Origin of the sequence: Neptuniibacter sp. QD29_5 (assembly GCF_047778125.1) — a bacterium.
Lineage (GTDB): Bacteria > Pseudomonadota > Gammaproteobacteria > Pseudomonadales > Balneatricaceae > Neptuniibacter.
On sequence record NZ_CP180556.1, the window covers coordinates 626,363 to 644,674 of the forward strand.

Below are 18,312 nucleotides of genomic sequence, written 5' to 3' on the forward strand. Positions count from 1 at the left end.
TTCTAGATGGACAAGAAAAATATCCTTATAACCGGGGCATCGGGGTTTGTTGGCTCTAGGCTGTTTAGAGCGATACAAAATCATCGGTCATTTTCTTCTTTTGCTGTTTATCGAAATAAAGCAAAGTGCGATAGTGTACCGCACAGTATCCATATAACTGATATCAATGCTGAAACTGACTGGCTAAATAATCTCCCATCTAAAATTGACTGTGTAGTTCATACGGCAGGGGTTGCTCATGTTTTAAATGGGAAAACCTTTGAGGGTGATCTGAATAACGCATTTCTTGAAGTAAATGTGAAAGGTACGTTAAATCTTGCGAAGCAATTAGCCAAACAAGGTTTAAAAAGATTTATCTTTATCAGTTCAATAGGGGTTCATGGTAATGCAACCACAGGGGACCCAATAACAGAATTTAGCCCTTTAGAACCCCATAATGAATATGCCAAATCCAAATTGGATGCAGAGCAGGGATTAAAAGAACTCTCTAGAGAGTTGGGCTTTGAGTTAGTTATCATAAGGCCAGTATTAATTTATGCTTTGTCTGCTCCAGGAAATTGCGGGAAATTAGTCAAACTCATTGGTAGATTCCCAGTGCTTCCTTTTGGCTCGTGTAATAATGCTAGAAGCATGATTTCGGTTAATAACTTAATAGATTTTATAATTCTGTGTTGTTACCGGCCTGAAGCGGCTAATGAGGATTTTGTTATAGCGGATGATCTTGGTGTATCTACCAAGCAGATTTGTGACGCGATAGCTAAAGGACTCGGAAAGAAAGTTTATGAATTACCTATCCCTATGGCTTTATTTAGGATGATCGGTATATTAGCTAAAAAAGAGCAAAAAATAAATCAACTTATTGGTGATTTACAAGTGGACGCATCTAAAGCAAAGAAACTACTTGGATGGTCCCCTAACGAAAAATTACATGAAGGTATGCTTGAATAGCAATGATCATTTATAGATTTTTGGATGTTACGATTTCCGTAGTTGCATTGATTGTTTTTGCCCCTGTGCTCTTTGTTGTTTTAATTCTGGGGCACTTTGACACGGGGTCTCCTGTGTTCATTCAAGAGAGGGTAGGAAAAAAGTTGAAGCCTTTCAAGTTGATTAAATTTAGAACAATGCATCTGGAAACAGAGTCTGTAGCCACCCATCTAGCGAATGCTTCATCAGTGACAAAACTTGGCAGTTTTTTACGTAAAACAAAATTAGATGAGTTACCCCAACTTATAAACGTTATTCGCGGAGAAATGAGCTTGGTAGGACCTAGACCTTGTTTATTCAACCAAACAGAGTTGATAAAAGAGAGATCTGAAAAAGGGGTTTTTGAAGTTCTGCCTGGAGTTACGGGTTTAGCTCAGATTAATCATATTGATATGTCCACTCCTAAATTACTCTCTGAGTGGGACGAAAAAATGATTAAAACTCTTTCGGTTGGTTCATATTTTTCTTATCTAATAAAAACCGCGATAGGCTCAGGCTCTGGCGACAAAATACGCTAAATTGGAATTGAGGTCATTAATTGGTTACTTTTATTCTTGGCGTTTCTCGTCAATCTAAAAAAGCTATATTTCTTGCTCTAGACGCATTTTTATTACCTATCTGTTGTTGGTTAAGTTTTGCCCTACGCTACGATGATTGGACTGCTCGTGATTTTGCACACTGGCCGGCTTATTTATTGGCTCCTGTGATAGCAATTCCAATCTTTATAAAGCTTGGCTTGTACAGGGCCATTATTCGCTATATTGGATATCGTGCTCAGTGGACAATTGTTAAAGCAGTGTCTTTAACAATCTTGGTATGGGCGCTGTGCACTTATCTCATGGGGCTCGAGCAGAGTACGCCAAGGTCAGTGTTTTTTATATTCTGGTTTATTGCAATCCTGACTATCGGTGCAAGCCGAATGGTTGCGCGCTGGATTGTTCTGCATCAATTTCCAGGTGGAGAGCAGAAAGCTAAAAAAGAATCTGAGCGAGTACTTATTTATGGTGCAGGTTCTGCGGGTCGGCAGCTGGCAACAGCTCTTTATCACTCCAAGGAATTTAGTGCGCTTGCATACATTGATGATGATTCAAAATTATCGGGTCTAGATGTAAATGGGGTCCGTGTATATCCAACATCTGAGATAGAAGTATTAATTGAACGCTACGATATCGATTCTGTTCTTTTAGCTATCCCTTCTGCTTCGCGGCACGCAAAAAAGAAAATTGTTGATAGTCTTAGCCCTTATCATGTCAAGGTTCTTACGCTACCAGGTTTGTCAGATATTGCAGGTGGTAAGGTAAGTATCAGTGATGTTCGTGAAGTTGATATTGCTGACTTGCTAGGTAGGGATGAAGTGGAGCCTAATCAATCTTTGCTTGATGCCTGTATTAAGCAAAAGGTTGTTATGGTTACCGGTGCTGGGGGCTCTATTGGGTCCGAACTTTGTCGCCAAATTTTAAAGCAGTCACCGAAGAGGCTCGTTTTGTTTGAGCAATCTGAATTTGCTCTTTATTCAATTGAGCGTGAAATCAAATCTTCTTTTGATTCTATTGAAGTAGTGGCTGTTTTGGGTTCTGTTACCGATCAGGAGCACCTAGAGAAAGTGATGATGCAGTTTGATGTTTATACTTTATATCACGCTGCAGCATACAAGCATGTGCCTTTGGTTGAAGTAAATAATATTGCTGGACTGCGCAATAATGTTTTGGGTACTTGGCGTTGTGCAGAAGCCGCAATTGCTTCTAATGTTGAAAATTTTGTTCTAATTTCAACCGATAAGGCTGTGAGGCCTACCAACGTTATGGGTGCGAGTAAGCGCTTAGCTGAGCTTGTTCTTCAGGGGCTGGGTGAACGAGAAGGGGATTCAATTCGTTTTACCATGGTTCGATTTGGGAATGTTCTTGGTTCTTCTGGCTCTGTAATTCCGCTATTTAAAGAACAAATAAAGCAAGGTGGTCCTGTTACAGTAACTGATCCAGCTATTACGCGGTATTTTATGACGATCCCTGAAGCCGCTTCATTAGTTATACAGGCGGGTTCAATGGGGGATTCTGGTGAAGTGTTTGTGCTTGATATGGGGGAGCCAGTTAAGATTTATAATCTAGCGAAGCAGATGATAAATCTTACGGGTTTGTCTGTGCGAAGCGCTCAAAATCCGTCAGGTGATATTGAAATTGTGTTTACAGGTCTTCGAGATGGCGAAAAACTCTATGAGGAGTTACTGATCGGGGATGATGTAGATCGTACTGATCATTCAATGATTATGCGTGCTCAAGAGGTGAAGTTGCCTTGGAGCAAGTTGGTCGAGGTGCTTAATTGCCTATCCTCAGCCATTGATAGTTATGATCATGTTGTAATCAGGGATATATTGTTGGCTAATGTGAATGGATATAATCCGCAGCATGAGATCCGCGACCTTATGTTTATTGAGTCAGTCAAATCAGCTTAATAAATGATGGAACCTGCGAACCAGTCTAGTTTCCTAAATCACCTCATTGCTTATACCGCAATCACGACCTGAACCGCCCATTTTAAGGGCGCTTTCGGTCGACTGTATGTCGCTTTCTCAACATACACGCGGATTAATACTGCGCTCGAAGTATCTGATCCACACGTACGATATTAGCTAGAGCAAACAGTATTGAGAGCTTGCCATCGTTTTTCTGCTGACCACGATAGCGAGCTTTGGTAAAGCCGAATTAACACTTTATAGTTCTAAACGGGCGTTCCACCTTGGCTCGGATGCTGGCTTCTAAGTGCTCCTTTTTAAACTGGCCTTGTTGACTAGCGGATGCTTTTCAGCTCTTTAACTTTGCTGGGGATTTCTGCAATATATCAATCAGCCTGCACAGGCTGGAGCGCATCTCGCTGATTGTCACCATGATAACCACTATCAACGAAGATAAAATTGTCTTTCCCATGCAGAAGGTGAGAAGTTTGTTTCAGCTTATGTTCATTAGTTGTAGTTGTGGTGACTCTGTGCCTGAGACTTTTTTGATGGGCCTTCATGCCAAAATGCCATTTATTCTCTTTCTTTGTCTGGTGTATTTCTGATAGGGATCACCGTCTTTTTTTGCTTGAGCTTGGCGCTTCGATAAAAGTGGCATTCATAAAAGTTCCTTTTTTACCAAGATGTTTGCTTCAGCAAGCAATTTCTAGCTTCCTGAAATGCCTTACGTGCGAAGCCATAATGCTCCAATAGATGGCGAAAATTTATGATTGTTGTGTGATGTGTAATGGCTCTATCGAGTGACAGGCCTGTGAATAAGCGCAGCGCAACTATTATGTCGGGACCACTCATACTGTACCACTGTTACATGCAATGGATACGTGACATTGTTGTTAGAGGTAAGGTCGACGGCCATTTCCTGCCTTAGGGTAATCAGGTTCATTGCAATACTATTGAAACAGAGATTTCATCCGACCTAAGAAAATCACTTTATGAGTCTGGCGATGCTTACTTTGGTATTCGCTTTGAGAACAGGTAAGCTGATTATCCATAGATAATTCCTCAAATTATCTGTATGAAAATTGTTTGGTGCTGTGGGATTATTTGCAGGTCCCTAGCCGAATGTGTAGAGATTGCATTGAAACAAAGTTTATATATCCATGGTGGAAATGCACTAATCGAGTGGGTGAGATTGTTTAATTAGGGAAATGCCTTCATATCTGACAATGGTAATAACAGCATTTCCTTTGAGCAACTTGGTACCCTGAAGATATGACCTTTAACTGTAAACTATATCTTTATGGTATTTCAGTAGGCCGATTTGGGAAAGTGGCGGCTCATGGTTTGTGGCTGAATTACATGCAGAGGGTTTTATAGATACAAGGTTTCCTCGTGGGGGGGGTAAGAAAAGTCTTCCAATTTTAGCTGGATCAGCTTCAAGGCTAACTAACGATTTTCATCACAAAGTTCACTCGTACTAGATTTGTGACGAGGTCAGAGCTGCTGACAATGGTGGCGCTTAAATGGAGAGAAAAACTGGTATGATGAAATGGTTCCAAGCTTTAAAGGTTTGGGTGTATGTGTAAATTAGTAAGAATTTAAGTAAGGCTGAAAGCCGCGTGAACTGTGGAGTGGTGGGCCTAGCAGGACTCGAACCCTTATGTGGTATTAAAAAAGTGGCGAAGTATAACTGTCCGTCCGTTTTTTGATTCCTTACCCCTTAATATATGGGGCCTCTGTCTTTAGCGTTTACTTATATGAATAGAACCTACAAATGCAACACCAATGTTGTATTTGTAGAGTGATATTAATTTGGTGGTTGTTTTATCAGTAAATATGGGTAGGGAATGTGGTGTTCAGTTTAGATGCATTAGCTCAGACATGATTTGTTCTTACCCATTACCTTTTAAGTCGTTTAGCAGTTTCTCAACATCATGGCTTCCATACACATGGTTTGTGCATCGCTCGTATGCAGATTCACCTCCCAGCTCTTTCTGGGGCTTTTGAAACCAAGCTATTGTCGCGTCTGTGGAGCCGAAATAATCGACCGCATCTAACCACAACTCACCTTCTACTAGGAATTCTCCATCTCTCAGTCGCTTTTTGCCTTTTTCATGACATTCCTCTGTTTTCTCCTTAATGTCTTTTAATACTAGTGCTACTCGGCGGTGGCCATACGGTTCGAAGGAGCAATATTCCCCAGGGGGTGTTCCATTTAATTCCTTTAAAGGGTGTCTAAACCACTCCATGGCTCTTTCCTGAGTGCCGAAGTGTTGGATAGCTTCTATCCAGAGGTGGACTTCGATAGTTAGATCTTCGAACGTTTTGAATTCCAGTTCTTCTCCCCCCTCATCACGGAAAAAGCTGTCCCAGCCTATTTTTCTTAATCGCCTGTTTAGCAGTTCCAGATCTTTAATATCATCGCAAGCTTCCAAAACTTCTCGAATAAAGCGTTCTGGCAAGTCGGGATTATCTTTAATCGCTCGCTGAATTTTTTCGTCTAAGCTGCTCTTCATAAATATCTCTCACATAAAGTTTACTAAGCCGCTCACATTCAGTGTCGGGGATATTGCTGATATCTATATCAAGCAGCTCATATGCTTCTAACACTGATATCTCGTCGGCTGTAAACTTGTCCAAAACCTCAATGTGCTTTGTTGTGATTTTAAAGCCTGCCAGTCGAGCATTTGCCTGCGCATTGTTATAAGCAATACTCAGCCTTTCGATAGCGGCATATTCCCGTTTGCGAGCTTCCTCTAGGTAAATTTCTAGTTCGATGTCTGAAGCTCCCGCTGCTGGTCGCGCATCAGGCTCTTGGTATTTCTGACGCCAGCTCTCATAAGACTTTAAAAGAGCTTCGTTTTCTTTTTTCAAGAGTGAGCAGGTCTCCTGCTTTCTCGATGGGGTAAGCAATTGTCTTATAGGGATTATTGCCATTCCTAGCGGCTCTTCGTGCAGCATAGGCAAAAATCTTTTCTGTTTTTCTGCTTGGGATAGATGCTTGTAGAGAGTTACGGATAGTACCAGCTAACCAAGAATTACGATTAATTGCGGATATTTCAGCCTTGGTTCGGAATTCAGGAGCCTTTGAAAGCAGCTTGCTAAAGATGGGATCTACGTAATCTTTATCTGGATGACTGGCACAAACCTCCAAAAACCATTTAACGGCATTCTCATCATTCTGTGAGAGGGTTTCTCTTGAAATAGTACTATTTCTATCAAGGGTGTCAGCGAGAGTTTTTGCTAAATCATCTCCTGCATCTTTTCCGAAAAGCAGATAGTCCTGATAGCTATGAAGAATCTGCGATAAATCGTGATTAATATCTATGGCGTGCTTAGTTTTAGAGGCTTCAAATACAAAGTTTAAGAACAAGGCTGCTCGGTCAGCGTATGATTTAAGGGTATGATATGAATAACCCTTAGTTTCGGACATCCATCGAGTGAATCTGGAAAACTGTTCTACTTCACGATTAGTATCCGCAATACCTGGGCTTAAATGAATTAAGAGAAAGGGTTCTCTCCTGGATGCGGGGGCTTCAACCAATATGAAATTCTTCATTCATAATCTCCTTAGCTATTTCTCCCAATTTAGAACGGGTTTTTCGAAACGGCCACATTGATTGTAAAAAATGATTAGAAAGTAAAATTCATACTTTTCAATTGGTTAGGCGCAGAAAGGGTTGGTGATTTTAAGGTTCGTGAGTGAGTTTTTGTCTGATGGGGTTTTAGGCTTTGCGGTGTTATAAACATAACACTGAATGAAGATATGTCTCTGATATTGGATAGAGCAGGGGAAGGGTTTAAAAAGAGGTATAAAGGTTGAGTTAAACGTGATTAAGAAAATAATTAGGGAAGGCTTTTTCTTTATAAGGTGTTGATTTTAAAGGAAATGGTGCCTCTTTCAGGACTTGAACCTGAGACCTACCGATTATGAGTAGGTAGCTTTCTTGTAAGTTGTTGATTTTAAAGGCTTTTCTTGTTATCAAAACCAGGTTTATAAAAACTTTAGATCGTCTATACTTCTAAACAGTAGCAGAAGGAATATAGGCAATGGCTAAAGTAGTTGAACGCCACCATGTAAACGACGACATTGTACTCTACAAGCAGGATAACTCAAAGCGTTGGTATGCTCGCTTTAAGGTAGAAGGCGCATGGTACGTTAAGGCAACGAAAGCTAAGGAAATCAAACAGGCAATCGTCAAAGCTATCCAATTGCAGACTGAGTTTATGATAATGCTCAGTAACAATATTCCTGTCCACAAATCCCGTAAAGTTAAAAAGTATACGTTTAATGTTGTAAGTAAGTTAGCTATCGAGCGAATGGAGAGCGCTTTAGTAGATGGTACAGGTAGAGAAGTTTATATCACGTATATAAATGCACTAAAGAAATACCACTTACCTTACTTTGGCGAGATGAGCGTTAAGGATATAGATGCTGCGATTCTGCTAGAGTTTGATGATTGGCGCGCTAATCAACTTGGTCGTGTTCCTTCTAAGTCAACAGTACAAGATCACAACTCAGCTATGCAGCGTGTGTTAGATGAGGCGGTGATACAACGTATTATCACTCAGTCCGAAATGCCAATACTTAAAAATACAGGAAAGACGGGTACTGATTTACGGGCTGCTTTTACTAGGGAGGAATATGATTACTTAGTTAAAGCTACGTTAAAGTGGGTAGATCAGAAAGGGCTTAAAGAACAAAGTAAGAAGATTAGAAAGCTACTTCATTTCTATATACAGGTTGCTACGTTAACAGGCATGCGACCAGGTAAAGAAGTTGAGCATATTACTTGGAGTGATGTCCATAAGCGTACAATCAACGGAAAAGAATATACGACCATCACAGTTCGGAAAGGAAAAACAACACGGTTTACAGGTACACGTGAAATAGTATGTAACGAAGAGGTGCTTCCAGTACTAGAAGCGCTGAAAGACTTTCAAACTAACACTGCTGATACCGATACTTTATTTTACATCGACGCTGCTCATAGTAGTGATGTGTTCAGTAAGAACTTCACTAAGTTATTACGAAAAGAAAAAATGGTTACCAATGAGCGTGGTAAGCGCACATTATACTCTTGCCGTCACACTTTCATTACGTGGAAGTTACAGGAAGGTGTTGATATCAATGTCATCGCTGCGCAGTGCGGTAACTCTGCTGAAGTGATACAGACAAACTATAATCATGTTGTACCAACAATGTTTGCACATGAGCTGTCAGGTGACAAAGCGAGAGAGCAGAAGCGTTTAGAGGAACTTAGTAAAGAGCTCACAAGTACTGTAGGTATGACAGTTGATCCAAATGTTAAGATAAAAATTGATTAGGGGAACGTACCCTTAGCAATATTGGCAAACATGTCTTTGCAACGTTTTCGATCTCTAGCAATTCGCCTAAACGCTGATTCTATAATTGTTCCATACTCCTCATTATTTTCTAAATCCCGTACTTCTCCACGCTTGCCTGTTATTGCTTTCTTCCATTCGTAAACGTCTTTGCCTTTGTGCTTGAGGTTGCCGTTATTATCTTTGTAATCCAAATATCCCATAGCAAAAGCAATGTCTAAATTGCTCATTCCTTGCTGTGTCATTTCATATATTTTACGTGGGTGTGCTAAGCGCATGTCCATATCGCTTTTTTTAGTTTTGCGCACATCGTCTATATACAGTCGCATGTGTTTAGCTGACTTACTGGGAACAAACTGTGCCTGTGATTTTTCTGGTGCTTTTGGCTTTTTCTTTTTTAGTTCTCGTTTAACGAGCTGCAGTAAGTGATCAATATCATCATTTAAGTACACTTCAAGCAGTACGTGGCGTTGTTTGTCTTCTGCTTCAGAAGCTTTGATTGTTTTTGCGTAATCCTCTGTATAGGGTTCGCAAAATAGATCAAATCCGAGTCCTTTAGTTTTCCACCATTCTTCAAACTCACAGTTGTCCAAATTGCCAAACTGCTTAGGGTATTTGCCTGATAGCTTTGCGTAATTAAACCACTCTCTATACAAGTCCTTACGCCACCACAAAGCACGCCTAATTCCGTGCATAGGAAACGTTCTTTCTCGCTGCTTAATCCACTTGCCCATATCTCACCGACATTTTTACTTGTCTTAAATATGCCAATTATTCGTCATTGGCTTAGTTGAGATAATAACACTGCACTTTTAAGGGGCAAGCAAAAGAAGCTCCTAACAAATTTAATAAAGTGAGGAATACTATGAGTATGAACATTATTAGACGGCGCGATTACGACAACTGTTTAGATAGAACGAGACAAGCACTGAGTGACAAGTACTACGTAGAGCATGACGATGCGTTTATTGAGCTTAAACTCGATTTTGCTAGCAGAGCTGAGTTTGAAAAAGCAGTAAATTCTGGCTACTTCGATGAGGCTGATAGTGTGCTTAGGGCATTACTACAAAACGAACAGAAGTGATCTAACTAATCTCATTGAGAAAAGTAATTCTAGTTACTTAATGATTCGGTCGTAAGTTAAGTAACTAGAAAATACACTATTACTAAACATATACGATAAGTGATGGTGTATGAGATGGCAGTAGTTGGATGGGCGCGAGTAAGCAGTGAAGCGCAATGCTTAGAAGGACAGTTGGAACTGCTTAATGAGCATAACTGCGATAGAGTTTTTGCATCGAAACATTCAGGCAAAGCTAAAGGCAAGAATATAGATAAGCTTAATGAAATGATTAGCTATGTGCGTGATGGTGACATTGTTGTGTGTACTAAGTTAGATAGATTAGGCCGTAGCTTGAAAGAGGTGCTACAGACAGTAGATGCACTTAAAGAAAAAAACGTTTATCTGAAAGTGCTACAGCAACCAATCGACACATCAAACAATGATGCTTTCAGTAACGCAATGTTACAGCTGATGGGTGTTTTTGCAGAAATGGAAAGATGCTTTATCAAAGAACGAACACAAGCTGGTAAGGAGCGCACTGGTAATTACGGTGGGCGCAAAAAGCTTATTAGCACGGAAGACAGAAATAAAATTAAAGAACAAGTTAAACTTGGTGCTACACAGTACAAGCTAGCGAAACAGTACGGAGTAACTGCTACAACCATACATCGAATTATTAATGAGTAGGGCTTAAGCAGCATGCAGATGTGTATCTGCTCCTCTCTCAGCTCCACTATTTCAGCCCCTCTTCTATAAATCTCACCCCCCTAAATTCCATACCTTAAATCACATATCTAATTTCCTCGTTCTAGTTCTCATAGCACTAGTTGAAAACCGCTAATTTTCTAGCGTTTTTTGGCCGGTAATTTTTTTTGAGCATAAATAAAACTAGTTAGCGGGAATTTATATATGAAGAAAAGCATATCGAACGCTGGCTGTGGTTCTGTTGTTCAGAAACTCAAAGGCATTAAAGCGAAGATCGACAATGAGCAGGTAACTAAAGGTTACGGGGCTACTTTGGGAGTTGGGCTAAACGCTATTTCGAATGCTGACATCGGTAAGTGGGAAAGCGATAGGCATGTAATTGATGATTACATTGAAGCTATGCGGCGCAATGAGCAGCTACAAAACAAAGAAGACGCGAACAGAAAGAAACACAGTGAGCTAGAGCGATTGGCTGTATTGGCAGGGATAGAAAAAGCTGCTGAGAAAGAAGCTAGAGCGAAGGTAAAGAAAATGGCTGTTAGCAGATTAAATAGAGTGAATAAAAACAAGTGAACAAGTTAGAGACATTACGGGAGAAATTAGGTGCAAGTAGCTATGGGCTGAGTAAGTACGATGAGACGGGTGCCTGGTATGATTTTGCGAGAAAGAAAGTCGAAGAGTATGAGAAACGCGGCTATATCGCACTAAAAGCTTCTTTATGCTTTGTCGGGTGGGGTGGTGGTGTAAAGCACTATGTGAGTAAAGAGCAAGCACACACAGTAGCTAAGACGTTTTTTAGAGAGTTTGAAAAGCTTACTGGATGCAGGAATAGATACACGATAGATCGGGTTGTTTTCGAGCATGCAGGTGGAAGTGAGGAAAACATACATTTCCACATTGTGATTTTTATACCTGAACACTGGGATGTTGAAAGTGTTATAGGGAAGTACAACAGAGCAATTATTAAGACTAAAACCAAAGCATCTAAAGCTGATGCTGAATATAAAGGAATGCTTGGTGCACGAGATGTGCATAGCAAGTTAGATGCTAAAGCGAGCATGTGTGAGGTAGCTGCTGATAGAAATGGCACGGCTGCTACTTTGTATGCTGCACATGAAGTAAGACAGAGATCGGATAGCTTTAGTACGGAGTTTACTCGGCTACTAAACAATAAGTGATAGATACAGTACTAGCATGATGTGAGGCACACGGTTAGGAAGCTAAAGCTTACACAATTAGATAACAACAGATACACGCACACACGGAGTTGGTAAGTGCTGTCTGTAAAGTATTGTCTAAAGAAAGTTCACATTAGGAATAGAAAATATGAATAAAGAAGAATTAACAACATTAGAAATATACGAAACAGTACAAAGAATCGAATATGTAAACATGGAAGAGTTTAGTAAGGAATACTGCAATAAATCAGCAAGTTACATTAGAACAATGAGAGCAAAGGGGTATGAATTGCCTACTGCTGTTCTAGTTAGTATCACAAATAAGCTATTAGAAAAGGAATTAACGCTAACTTGGTTAGCGGCACAAGATAAGGCTTTGTTAGCTGAGCTGATTGAAAAGCTAGCGACAATGATAGCAAAGCGTCAAACGCTGCATGAGCATGTAAAGCTTAGGAAGATGCTGATGAGGATTGTGAATGAGCTTAATGAGGAAAAGAAGAAGTACGATATCCCACCGATATTTGTAATGTAACTAAAGCGACTGTGTGTCGCTTTTTTATGGCTTAGATATATCTAGTTATATAAGGGAGAGTGTGTTGTAGGTGCGATACAAGCTGTTAAGTACACCATGCAAACTATCTCAGTGAACTACATATATTAATGCCTGCATCTTGCAAGAAAGTGGGTGACATTTTTAATTGGGGTTAAGCTGTCTATCTTATGTCGTGCTCTTTGTTGAGATAATACAACTGTACTAAGGGGCTGAGATGCCTAAACAAATATCTAACAAAGAGAGCAAATATAATGAAATTTCCACTGTCAATTGATGTACTGAAAAGCCTATATGGCCATATCCATCTTAACGCTGAGAACTGCGATCCTGTTTGCATGTTTGCTATTGATAAAGAAATTTACAGCGAGTTGAGTGTTGAGCAACAACAGCTACTCAAAATAAGCAGCGATCATAAAGTAATGCTTATTAATGATAATGAGAGACACTACGGCACTATTGTTAAGACCGATGATGCTGAAAAGCTTGCAAGTTCTGTTTTTAGGAATAGTGATAATAGCTGCCTGCTAATGATAGACGAATACGGAAGAGCAACCTTTTGCGGCAATGAAGATGTTTTTCACATAGAAGCCTACATTAACGTTACGCTCAATATTAACGGAATGGTAGTTGATGTTAGCTGCTATTAAGGCAACAAATAAGAGGTAATAAGCTATGAAATTTACAAATGAAGACCTACAAATAATTGCGACTATTAAAGAGAAATCAGAGCAGCTTATGGATGCTTTGCAGCATATACCTTACGAAATGGCTGTTGAGCTGTTTAGTGAAGAGAGCATAGAAGTAATAGGTGATATTAGAAGTATTGCTGAAGATGTAGAGGAGGGTGAATACTGCTAAGAGGATACTAACTAATCAATACGGAATAACAGTTATTGAGCAAAAAATAGTACTGCGCAGTACGCTACATAGCCCTGTATCGAATGACCTTATGCTAATACCGTCAAAGCACTCAAAAGTGCGCTGTACGATGCTTGTGTTGCGCCTTAAGCACCATAGAACTAATGGTAGGTATTATATGGTACAGATTGAAGTATTGGATAAGTAAGCAAAGTACCGGGTTACAGTACTTTGCTTAAAGGCGATGTTAATCTATATCAAGCTGAGGGAGGCTTTCAACTATGTCTAGTGTCTCCAAGCTTACAGTTATTACACGTTGTAATAACTCGAGTGGGTAAGCTGGATTGGCCATAACTTCGTTAGCAAAGTTATTTGGGTCATTTAGTATTCCTGTTTTTGGATCGGTTTTTATAGCTTGCCTTTCCATAACCCATTCAATGGCGCTTTTTCCGTTGACGTAATAGTCATAAGCTCGAAGTGGAATATTAGTCAGCGTAATTTGATTGTTGTAGTGTATGGTTGTTTTATCTTCATTTGGCTTTTTGCCGCCAAATTTCATTTTGTTAACTCTAAAGTATTCAGCTTCATCTTCAATTACTGCAAGGTTAAGATCACCTTCAGCAATAGTTACAGGGTACTTTTCTACATCATCATAACCTGTGTGTATTGCGGCTAGTTCATAACCTGCTTTAACAAAAAACCAGAAATCTCGTTCATTGTTTACTGCAGGTATACGTGGCATTTCTTTTGTTAAGTTCTCTTTATAACGACTGCGATAATCTTTGCTATGAAGAATTGCATAGGTGTAATGGAATATATCAGTTTCAGTAATATCATCTCTTCCATATTTTGTTTGGAAAGTATGAAGTCCGAAATCAGTTATGCCGCTGCTTCTAACGAATTCATTATTGCCATCGCTTTCGCTGAACAGGCCTGCTGCCGTAGTCTTTTGATAGATGTACAGAGGCAAATTTTGACCTTTCTCCATACTGTCTAAGCATGGGATATTGTCAAACATTAAGGCTGAAAACTCTTTGGAGCCAGCGCCTGTGACTGCAATGGTTTTATTCTCTATATCATCTGCAGGGTAAATCTTTCCGGTCTGGTAAGTTCTTTCGTTTAGCTTCTTGCTATAGAAGAGTGCTTGTTTGGTAAATGGTCTATATGTAGAAACTCTAATTACACCATCATTGATTGCTAGCTTCTCACCTTTTGAGTAAAGCTTTTTCGTATTATCGGTCCACGCGCACTGTTTGGGGTTAATAACCAAACTACCTTCATCTACGCAATTGTTGTGATGAGAGATCAGTCTGTCTAAGTTTTTAACTAGTTCAGTTGGACTGTAGTTGTAGCACCAAGCGTCCCTCTGTGTTTTGACACCGCTTGTATAATCAGAAAAGAGGCAGGAGCTAGCATCTTTTTTATTGCCACTGAGTATATGCTCATAGAAGCTGTCGTCCCGTTGGTTTATCCAATCATTATATTTATCAGGTGTGAGCTGCACCCATTCATCAGCTTGATGTATTCCATCAATACTGCTGAAATCGTCTATGATTTGAAGCTTCTGCTCCCTAGTTAAGTAGTCACCAATATCTTTGTAGAAAACCTTTCCTTGTTCTTGTGCGGAGGGGTTTTTAACAAGGATAGAAATCACAACAGGAGCTCGACTGCCTTGTCCGAAAATTTTTCCGCCTTCTTGCCTGCTAAGCTCGCCTTTTGTTCGCTGATTTCCCCTTAGGTTGAAAATATAAAGACTAGAAAAATCATCAATCATGCACTTTCGCATGCCATCCATCGCTTTTCCATCTATCCAGCCGCCATTAGTTACGAACGCTACTACACCACAATCTTTAACCCTGTCGCTTGCCCATCGAAGAGCCAGAATATAGCTGTCGTAAAGAGAATTTTTATTAGTAGCATTAGTGTGAGCAGCATAAGTATCAGCGATGCGCTGATTTAAGTTTTTGTACTCAACACCAGTATTTGCAACGTTGTATGGAGGATTGCCAATGATGACGCGAATATCTAATTCTTTTTGACGATTCCTTCTTTCACTGTTGTCGACCATTAATTCCGCAACTAAATCGTCACTTTCATACATTTCAAATGTATCGGTCAGACAAATACCATTGAATGGTGTGTATTCACTTTGATTGATTGAATGGAAAGTAGATTCGATGTTAATAGCAGCTATGTAGTAAGCAAGAAGAACAATTTCGTTAGCATGAATCTCATTTTTATATTTGTGTTCAATCTCTTCTTTGCTTATTAATCCACTCTGTAGCAAGCGTGTTATGAAGGTACCTGTACCTGTAAAGGGGTCTAAAATGTGGACGCCTTTGCTACCTAGTGTCTGATTAAATTCATTACGTAATACATCATTTACGCTATGTATTATGAAATCTACAACAGGTGTTGGCGTATAGACGATACCTAGCTTTTCACTTAGGTCGGAGAAGGCATTTTTGAAGAACTTTTCATAGAGTTCTACTATTATTTTTTGTTTGCCTTCATCATTATCAATTCCTTCTGCTCGTTTTTTTACACTTGCATAAAAGCCTTCTAAGCTTTCAGATTCTTTTTGAATGTTTTGTTCTTCAAGTGTTTCAACAACCTTTTGCATTGCCGAAGAAACTGGGTTCATAGAAGTGAAATCGTAATCGCCAAATAAGGCTTCGAAGACAGGTTTGGTAATTAAATGCTGAGCTAGCATTTCAATAGCTTCATTTTCGGTAACTGAGCTATTAAGATCATCTCTGATTTCGGTTAAAAATTCGTCAAATACTTGCCGACCATTACTATCGGTTTCAAGTATTGCTTCAATTCTTTCTATATGTTGTTGGGCTATCTTCCCTACATCTTTTGCCCAGTCTTCCCAATAGGTTCTGGTTCCGCATTTTTCAACTATTTTAGCTTTAATGGCTGCTGGAAATTCGTCAAAGATGAAACTTGTCTGTTGCTCAGTGGAGCTGGAATCATCTCCCTCTTCTCCATCATTTTTACTACCACTGCCAATATCAATGCCATTACTATCTGATTTATTTTTAGTAGGAAGAGTTTCGCTAACAGCAACTACTTCGATTTGACCACCACTGTCTTTATTGATGTCTAACTTATTGATTGTTGCGTCAAATCTATCGTCATGTGCTCGAAGTGCGTTAAGAATCTGCCACACTACTTTGTAGCGTTCGTTGTCATTTAATGCTTGTTCGGGTGCGACGCCAGCCGGAACAACGACGGGGAGGATAACGTATCCGAGCTTTTTATCTTCCGCTCGCCTCATAACCCTTCCGACGCTTTGTACTACATCAATTTGAGATTTGCGTGGATGTAAAAAAAGAATTGCATCAAGTGCTGCTACATCAACACCTTCGCTAAGGCATCGTGCGTTACTTAATATTTTGCACTCATCTTCAGCTACATCATCTGAAATCCAGTGTAGAAGCTCTCCTCTTGTCTTTGCATTAAAGCTTCCATCTACGTGTTGTACAGAGCAATTTAAAGGGTTATCAAATCCCATTGCCTGGTTATATTCTTCAGCTACAGCGCTGAATTCACTTTCTATTAGTTTGCTGGATTTGATATCTCTACAAAATGCGATTGCACGTTGCATAGGGTTAGGATCGGTTCCAAATTCATCACCGTCACTATATTTCTGAAGAGCTTTATAGCAGCCGATTATCTTTGTAGCGTCATCAAGTAACAGCTCATTATCCGCAGCTAATCGTCCTTGCACTGTTCTACTTACAACAGACTCATCCATTGCTAAAACAATGACCTTGTAATCTGTAAGCATTCCATTTTCGACGGCCCAGCTAAATCCTCTTGTAAAGAACGTAGGTCCATATAGTGATTCGTCATCCATATCACAAAGTTCGATGCTGGCATCGCTAGCTTTTGCTCTTACTGCGTCCCCAAATATCTTAGGGGTTGCTGTCATATATAGACGCTTACTACCTTTTATAAAGTTGTTGTCATGTATTCTGACAAAATTACTGCTTTCTTCACCATCAAGTGTGGCTCCGGTAGTTCTATGAGCTTCATCACAGATTATGAGATCAAATTCTTGTAGTCCTATTTCTTGCGCTGCATTGATAACGGGTATTGATTGATATGTACTGAAGATGACGGTCATTTTATTAGCGTCTTCAGTGCCTGCTTTTTCTAATAGCTTTTCAGGTTTGGTAGTAGCTGGAAACTCTAGTTCATGTATTGCTACTTCAGCTATGTCTGTTCTGCTTTTTCGCTTTTGACCTACTTGTGAATCGCTACATACAGCGAAGCTTCGTAGTTCAGTCTCTGTATCACTAGTCCATTCACGTACTGTCTGAGAAATTAATGCAAGTGAAGGCACTAGAAATAAAACACGCTTGCCTTTACCAGCAAGGTGCTCTGCGATTTTGAGAGATGTATATGTTTTGCCTGTGCCGCAAGCCATTATTAGCTTGCCCCTATCATTGCCATTAAATCCGTTTTCTACCGCTTCTAGTGCTTGCTGTTGGTGGAGGCGGAGTGATTTTTTAGGCTTTAGTGTGATAGTTGTTTGATGTTCTGCATCAAACTGGCTCCAATCTACAGAGCTTTCTCTTAAGGCTTGTAAGCCAATTCTTATGACTGGAATGCTTTGGTTTGTAATCGTATTTTCGGCATTGCTGTTCCAGTCAGCTTCTGTGGTATCAATAAATACTCTTAAGACAAATGGGGATTTTGAGGATGCAGATAAAAAGCTGTCTATATCCTTCTTAGCTATTTTTTTATGAGGGGCGTAAAACTTACACTGTATAGCCGCAAAGCCACTTCCATCTGCCATTTCAGCAACGAGGTCGATTCCAATATCTTTTCCGTCTTCGCCATTTACGTGGGCCCATTCGGTATGTGTCCAAGCGTTACTGTATAACTGTTTTTGTATAGGATCGTTTTTTAGATAGGCAAGAGTTAAGCGCTCAAAATAAGTGCCTTTTTCTCTCTCTGTAACAGCTGCTTCCCTGTATTGTTCTAATAGTTTATCTAGTGCATCCATCTGCTCTAACCTTCTGTTAACTAAGAGTCTTTGAATTAAATCAGAGGTTACAGTAGCCCTCAGAATTATGAAAGGTCGTAAATCCTATTCTTTAAGCAAGCATAATAGCTTGAGTACTTATAAAGTTCGGAGGTTTAGATATATCTTGTTGGA

Annotated in this window: 16 protein-coding genes and 1 pseudogene; 11 read left to right on the plus strand and 6 right to left on the minus strand. The window is 39.8% G+C overall.

Annotation, left to right across the window (positions count from 1 at the left end; translation table 11 throughout):
• Positions 1-6 precede the first annotated feature (6 nt).
• Genes ACMXYR_RS02730 through ACMXYR_RS02740 form a run of 3 tightly spaced genes read left to right on the plus strand, consistent with a single transcriptional unit; the run spans position 7 to position 3,436 of the window.
• Positions 7-948, plus strand: a complete 942-nt coding sequence (locus ACMXYR_RS02730) for an NAD-dependent epimerase/dehydratase family protein (RefSeq protein WP_415902813.1) — start codon at positions 7-9, stop codon at positions 946-948.
• Positions 949-950: 2 nt separating this feature from the next.
• Positions 951-1,505, plus strand: a complete 555-nt coding sequence (locus ACMXYR_RS02735; RefSeq protein ID WP_415902814.1) for a sugar transferase — start codon at positions 951-953, stop codon at positions 1,503-1,505.
• A gap of 20 nt (positions 1,506-1,525) precedes the next feature.
• The gene (locus ACMXYR_RS02740) at positions 1,526-3,436 is read left to right on the plus strand and encodes a polysaccharide biosynthesis protein (protein ID WP_415902815.1); all 1,911 of its coding nucleotides are present in this window, start codon (positions 1,526-1,528) and stop codon (positions 3,434-3,436) included.
• A gap of 133 nt (positions 3,437-3,569) precedes the next feature.
• On the opposite strand, the pseudogene ACMXYR_RS02745 reads toward ACMXYR_RS02740, so the two are convergent.
• From ACMXYR_RS02745 to ACMXYR_RS02760, 4 genes and pseudogenes are all read right to left on the minus strand, one after another.
• Positions 3,570-4,488, minus strand: a pseudogene (locus ACMXYR_RS02745) (IS5 family transposase).
• Between the two features lie 840 nt (positions 4,489-5,328).
• Positions 5,329-5,952 carry an antitoxin Xre/MbcA/ParS toxin-binding domain-containing protein gene (locus tag ACMXYR_RS02750; RefSeq protein ID WP_415902816.1) on the minus strand — a complete coding sequence of 208 codons (624 nt, stop codon included), beginning with the start codon at positions 5,950-5,952 and terminating at the stop codon, positions 5,329-5,331.
• Complete coding sequence (locus ACMXYR_RS02755) at positions 5,912-6,310, minus strand: hypothetical protein (protein ID WP_415902817.1); 399 nt, start codon at positions 6,308-6,310, stop codon at positions 5,912-5,914. Before ACMXYR_RS02755 ends, ACMXYR_RS02750 begins: the two co-directional genes overlap by 41 nt.
• Positions 6,273-6,995: a hypothetical protein gene (locus ACMXYR_RS02760; RefSeq protein ID WP_415902818.1), complete on the minus strand. Its 723-nt coding sequence runs from the start codon at positions 6,993-6,995 to the stop codon at positions 6,273-6,275. The genes ACMXYR_RS02755 and ACMXYR_RS02760 overlap by 38 nt, the downstream gene beginning before the upstream one ends.
• A gap of 491 nt (positions 6,996-7,486) precedes the next feature.
• Here ACMXYR_RS02760 and ACMXYR_RS02765 point away from each other — a divergent pair, with 491 nt between their 5' ends.
• A complete protein-coding gene (locus tag ACMXYR_RS02765; protein ID WP_415902819.1) occupies positions 7,487-8,764 on the plus strand; it encodes a tyrosine-type recombinase/integrase in 1,278 nt (425 codons plus the stop codon).
• Here ACMXYR_RS02765 and ACMXYR_RS02770 read toward each other — a convergent pair.
• On the minus strand, positions 8,761-9,516 hold the full coding sequence (locus ACMXYR_RS02770) for a hypothetical protein (protein WP_415902820.1): 756 nt from the start codon (positions 9,514-9,516) through the stop codon (positions 8,761-8,763). The genes ACMXYR_RS02765 and ACMXYR_RS02770 overlap by 4 nt on opposite strands.
• 131 nt (positions 9,517-9,647) lie before the next feature.
• Here ACMXYR_RS02770 and ACMXYR_RS02775 point away from each other — a divergent pair, with 131 nt between their 5' ends.
• From ACMXYR_RS02775 to ACMXYR_RS02805, 7 genes are all read left to right on the plus strand, one after another.
• Positions 9,648-9,866, plus strand: coding sequence for a hypothetical protein (locus ACMXYR_RS02775; RefSeq protein ID WP_415902821.1), 219 nt, complete (start codon positions 9,648-9,650; stop codon positions 9,864-9,866).
• A gap of 114 nt (positions 9,867-9,980) precedes the next feature.
• Positions 9,981-10,532: a recombinase family protein gene (locus ACMXYR_RS02780; RefSeq protein ID WP_415902822.1), complete on the plus strand. Its 552-nt coding sequence runs from the start codon at positions 9,981-9,983 to the stop codon at positions 10,530-10,532.
• A 222-nt stretch (positions 10,533-10,754) separates the two neighbouring features.
• A complete protein-coding gene (locus ACMXYR_RS02785; RefSeq protein WP_415902823.1) occupies positions 10,755-11,123 on the plus strand; it encodes a hypothetical protein in 369 nt (122 codons plus the stop codon).
• Positions 11,120-11,728: a hypothetical protein gene (locus ACMXYR_RS02790; RefSeq protein ID WP_415902824.1), complete on the plus strand. Its 609-nt coding sequence runs from the start codon at positions 11,120-11,122 to the stop codon at positions 11,726-11,728. Before ACMXYR_RS02785 ends, ACMXYR_RS02790 begins: the two co-directional genes overlap by 4 nt.
• A 148-nt stretch (positions 11,729-11,876) precedes the next feature.
• Positions 11,877-12,260, plus strand: a complete 384-nt coding sequence (locus tag ACMXYR_RS02795; protein ID WP_415902825.1) for a DUF6626 family protein — start codon at positions 11,877-11,879, stop codon at positions 12,258-12,260.
• Between the two features lie 272 nt (positions 12,261-12,532).
• Positions 12,533-12,928: a hypothetical protein gene (locus ACMXYR_RS02800; RefSeq protein WP_415902826.1), complete on the plus strand. Its 396-nt coding sequence runs from the start codon at positions 12,533-12,535 to the stop codon at positions 12,926-12,928.
• Between the two features lie 25 nt (positions 12,929-12,953).
• The gene (locus tag ACMXYR_RS02805) at positions 12,954-13,139 is read left to right on the plus strand and encodes a hypothetical protein (protein ID WP_415902827.1); all 186 of its coding nucleotides are present in this window, start codon (positions 12,954-12,956) and stop codon (positions 13,137-13,139) included.
• Positions 13,140-13,386: 247 nt separating this feature from the next.
• On the opposite strand, the gene ACMXYR_RS02810 is transcribed toward ACMXYR_RS02805, so the two are convergent.
• The gene (locus ACMXYR_RS02810) at positions 13,387-18,159 is read right to left on the minus strand and encodes a DEAD/DEAH box helicase (RefSeq protein ID WP_415902828.1); all 4,773 of its coding nucleotides are present in this window, start codon (positions 18,157-18,159) and stop codon (positions 13,387-13,389) included.
• Between the last annotated feature and the right edge of the window lie 153 nt (positions 18,160-18,312).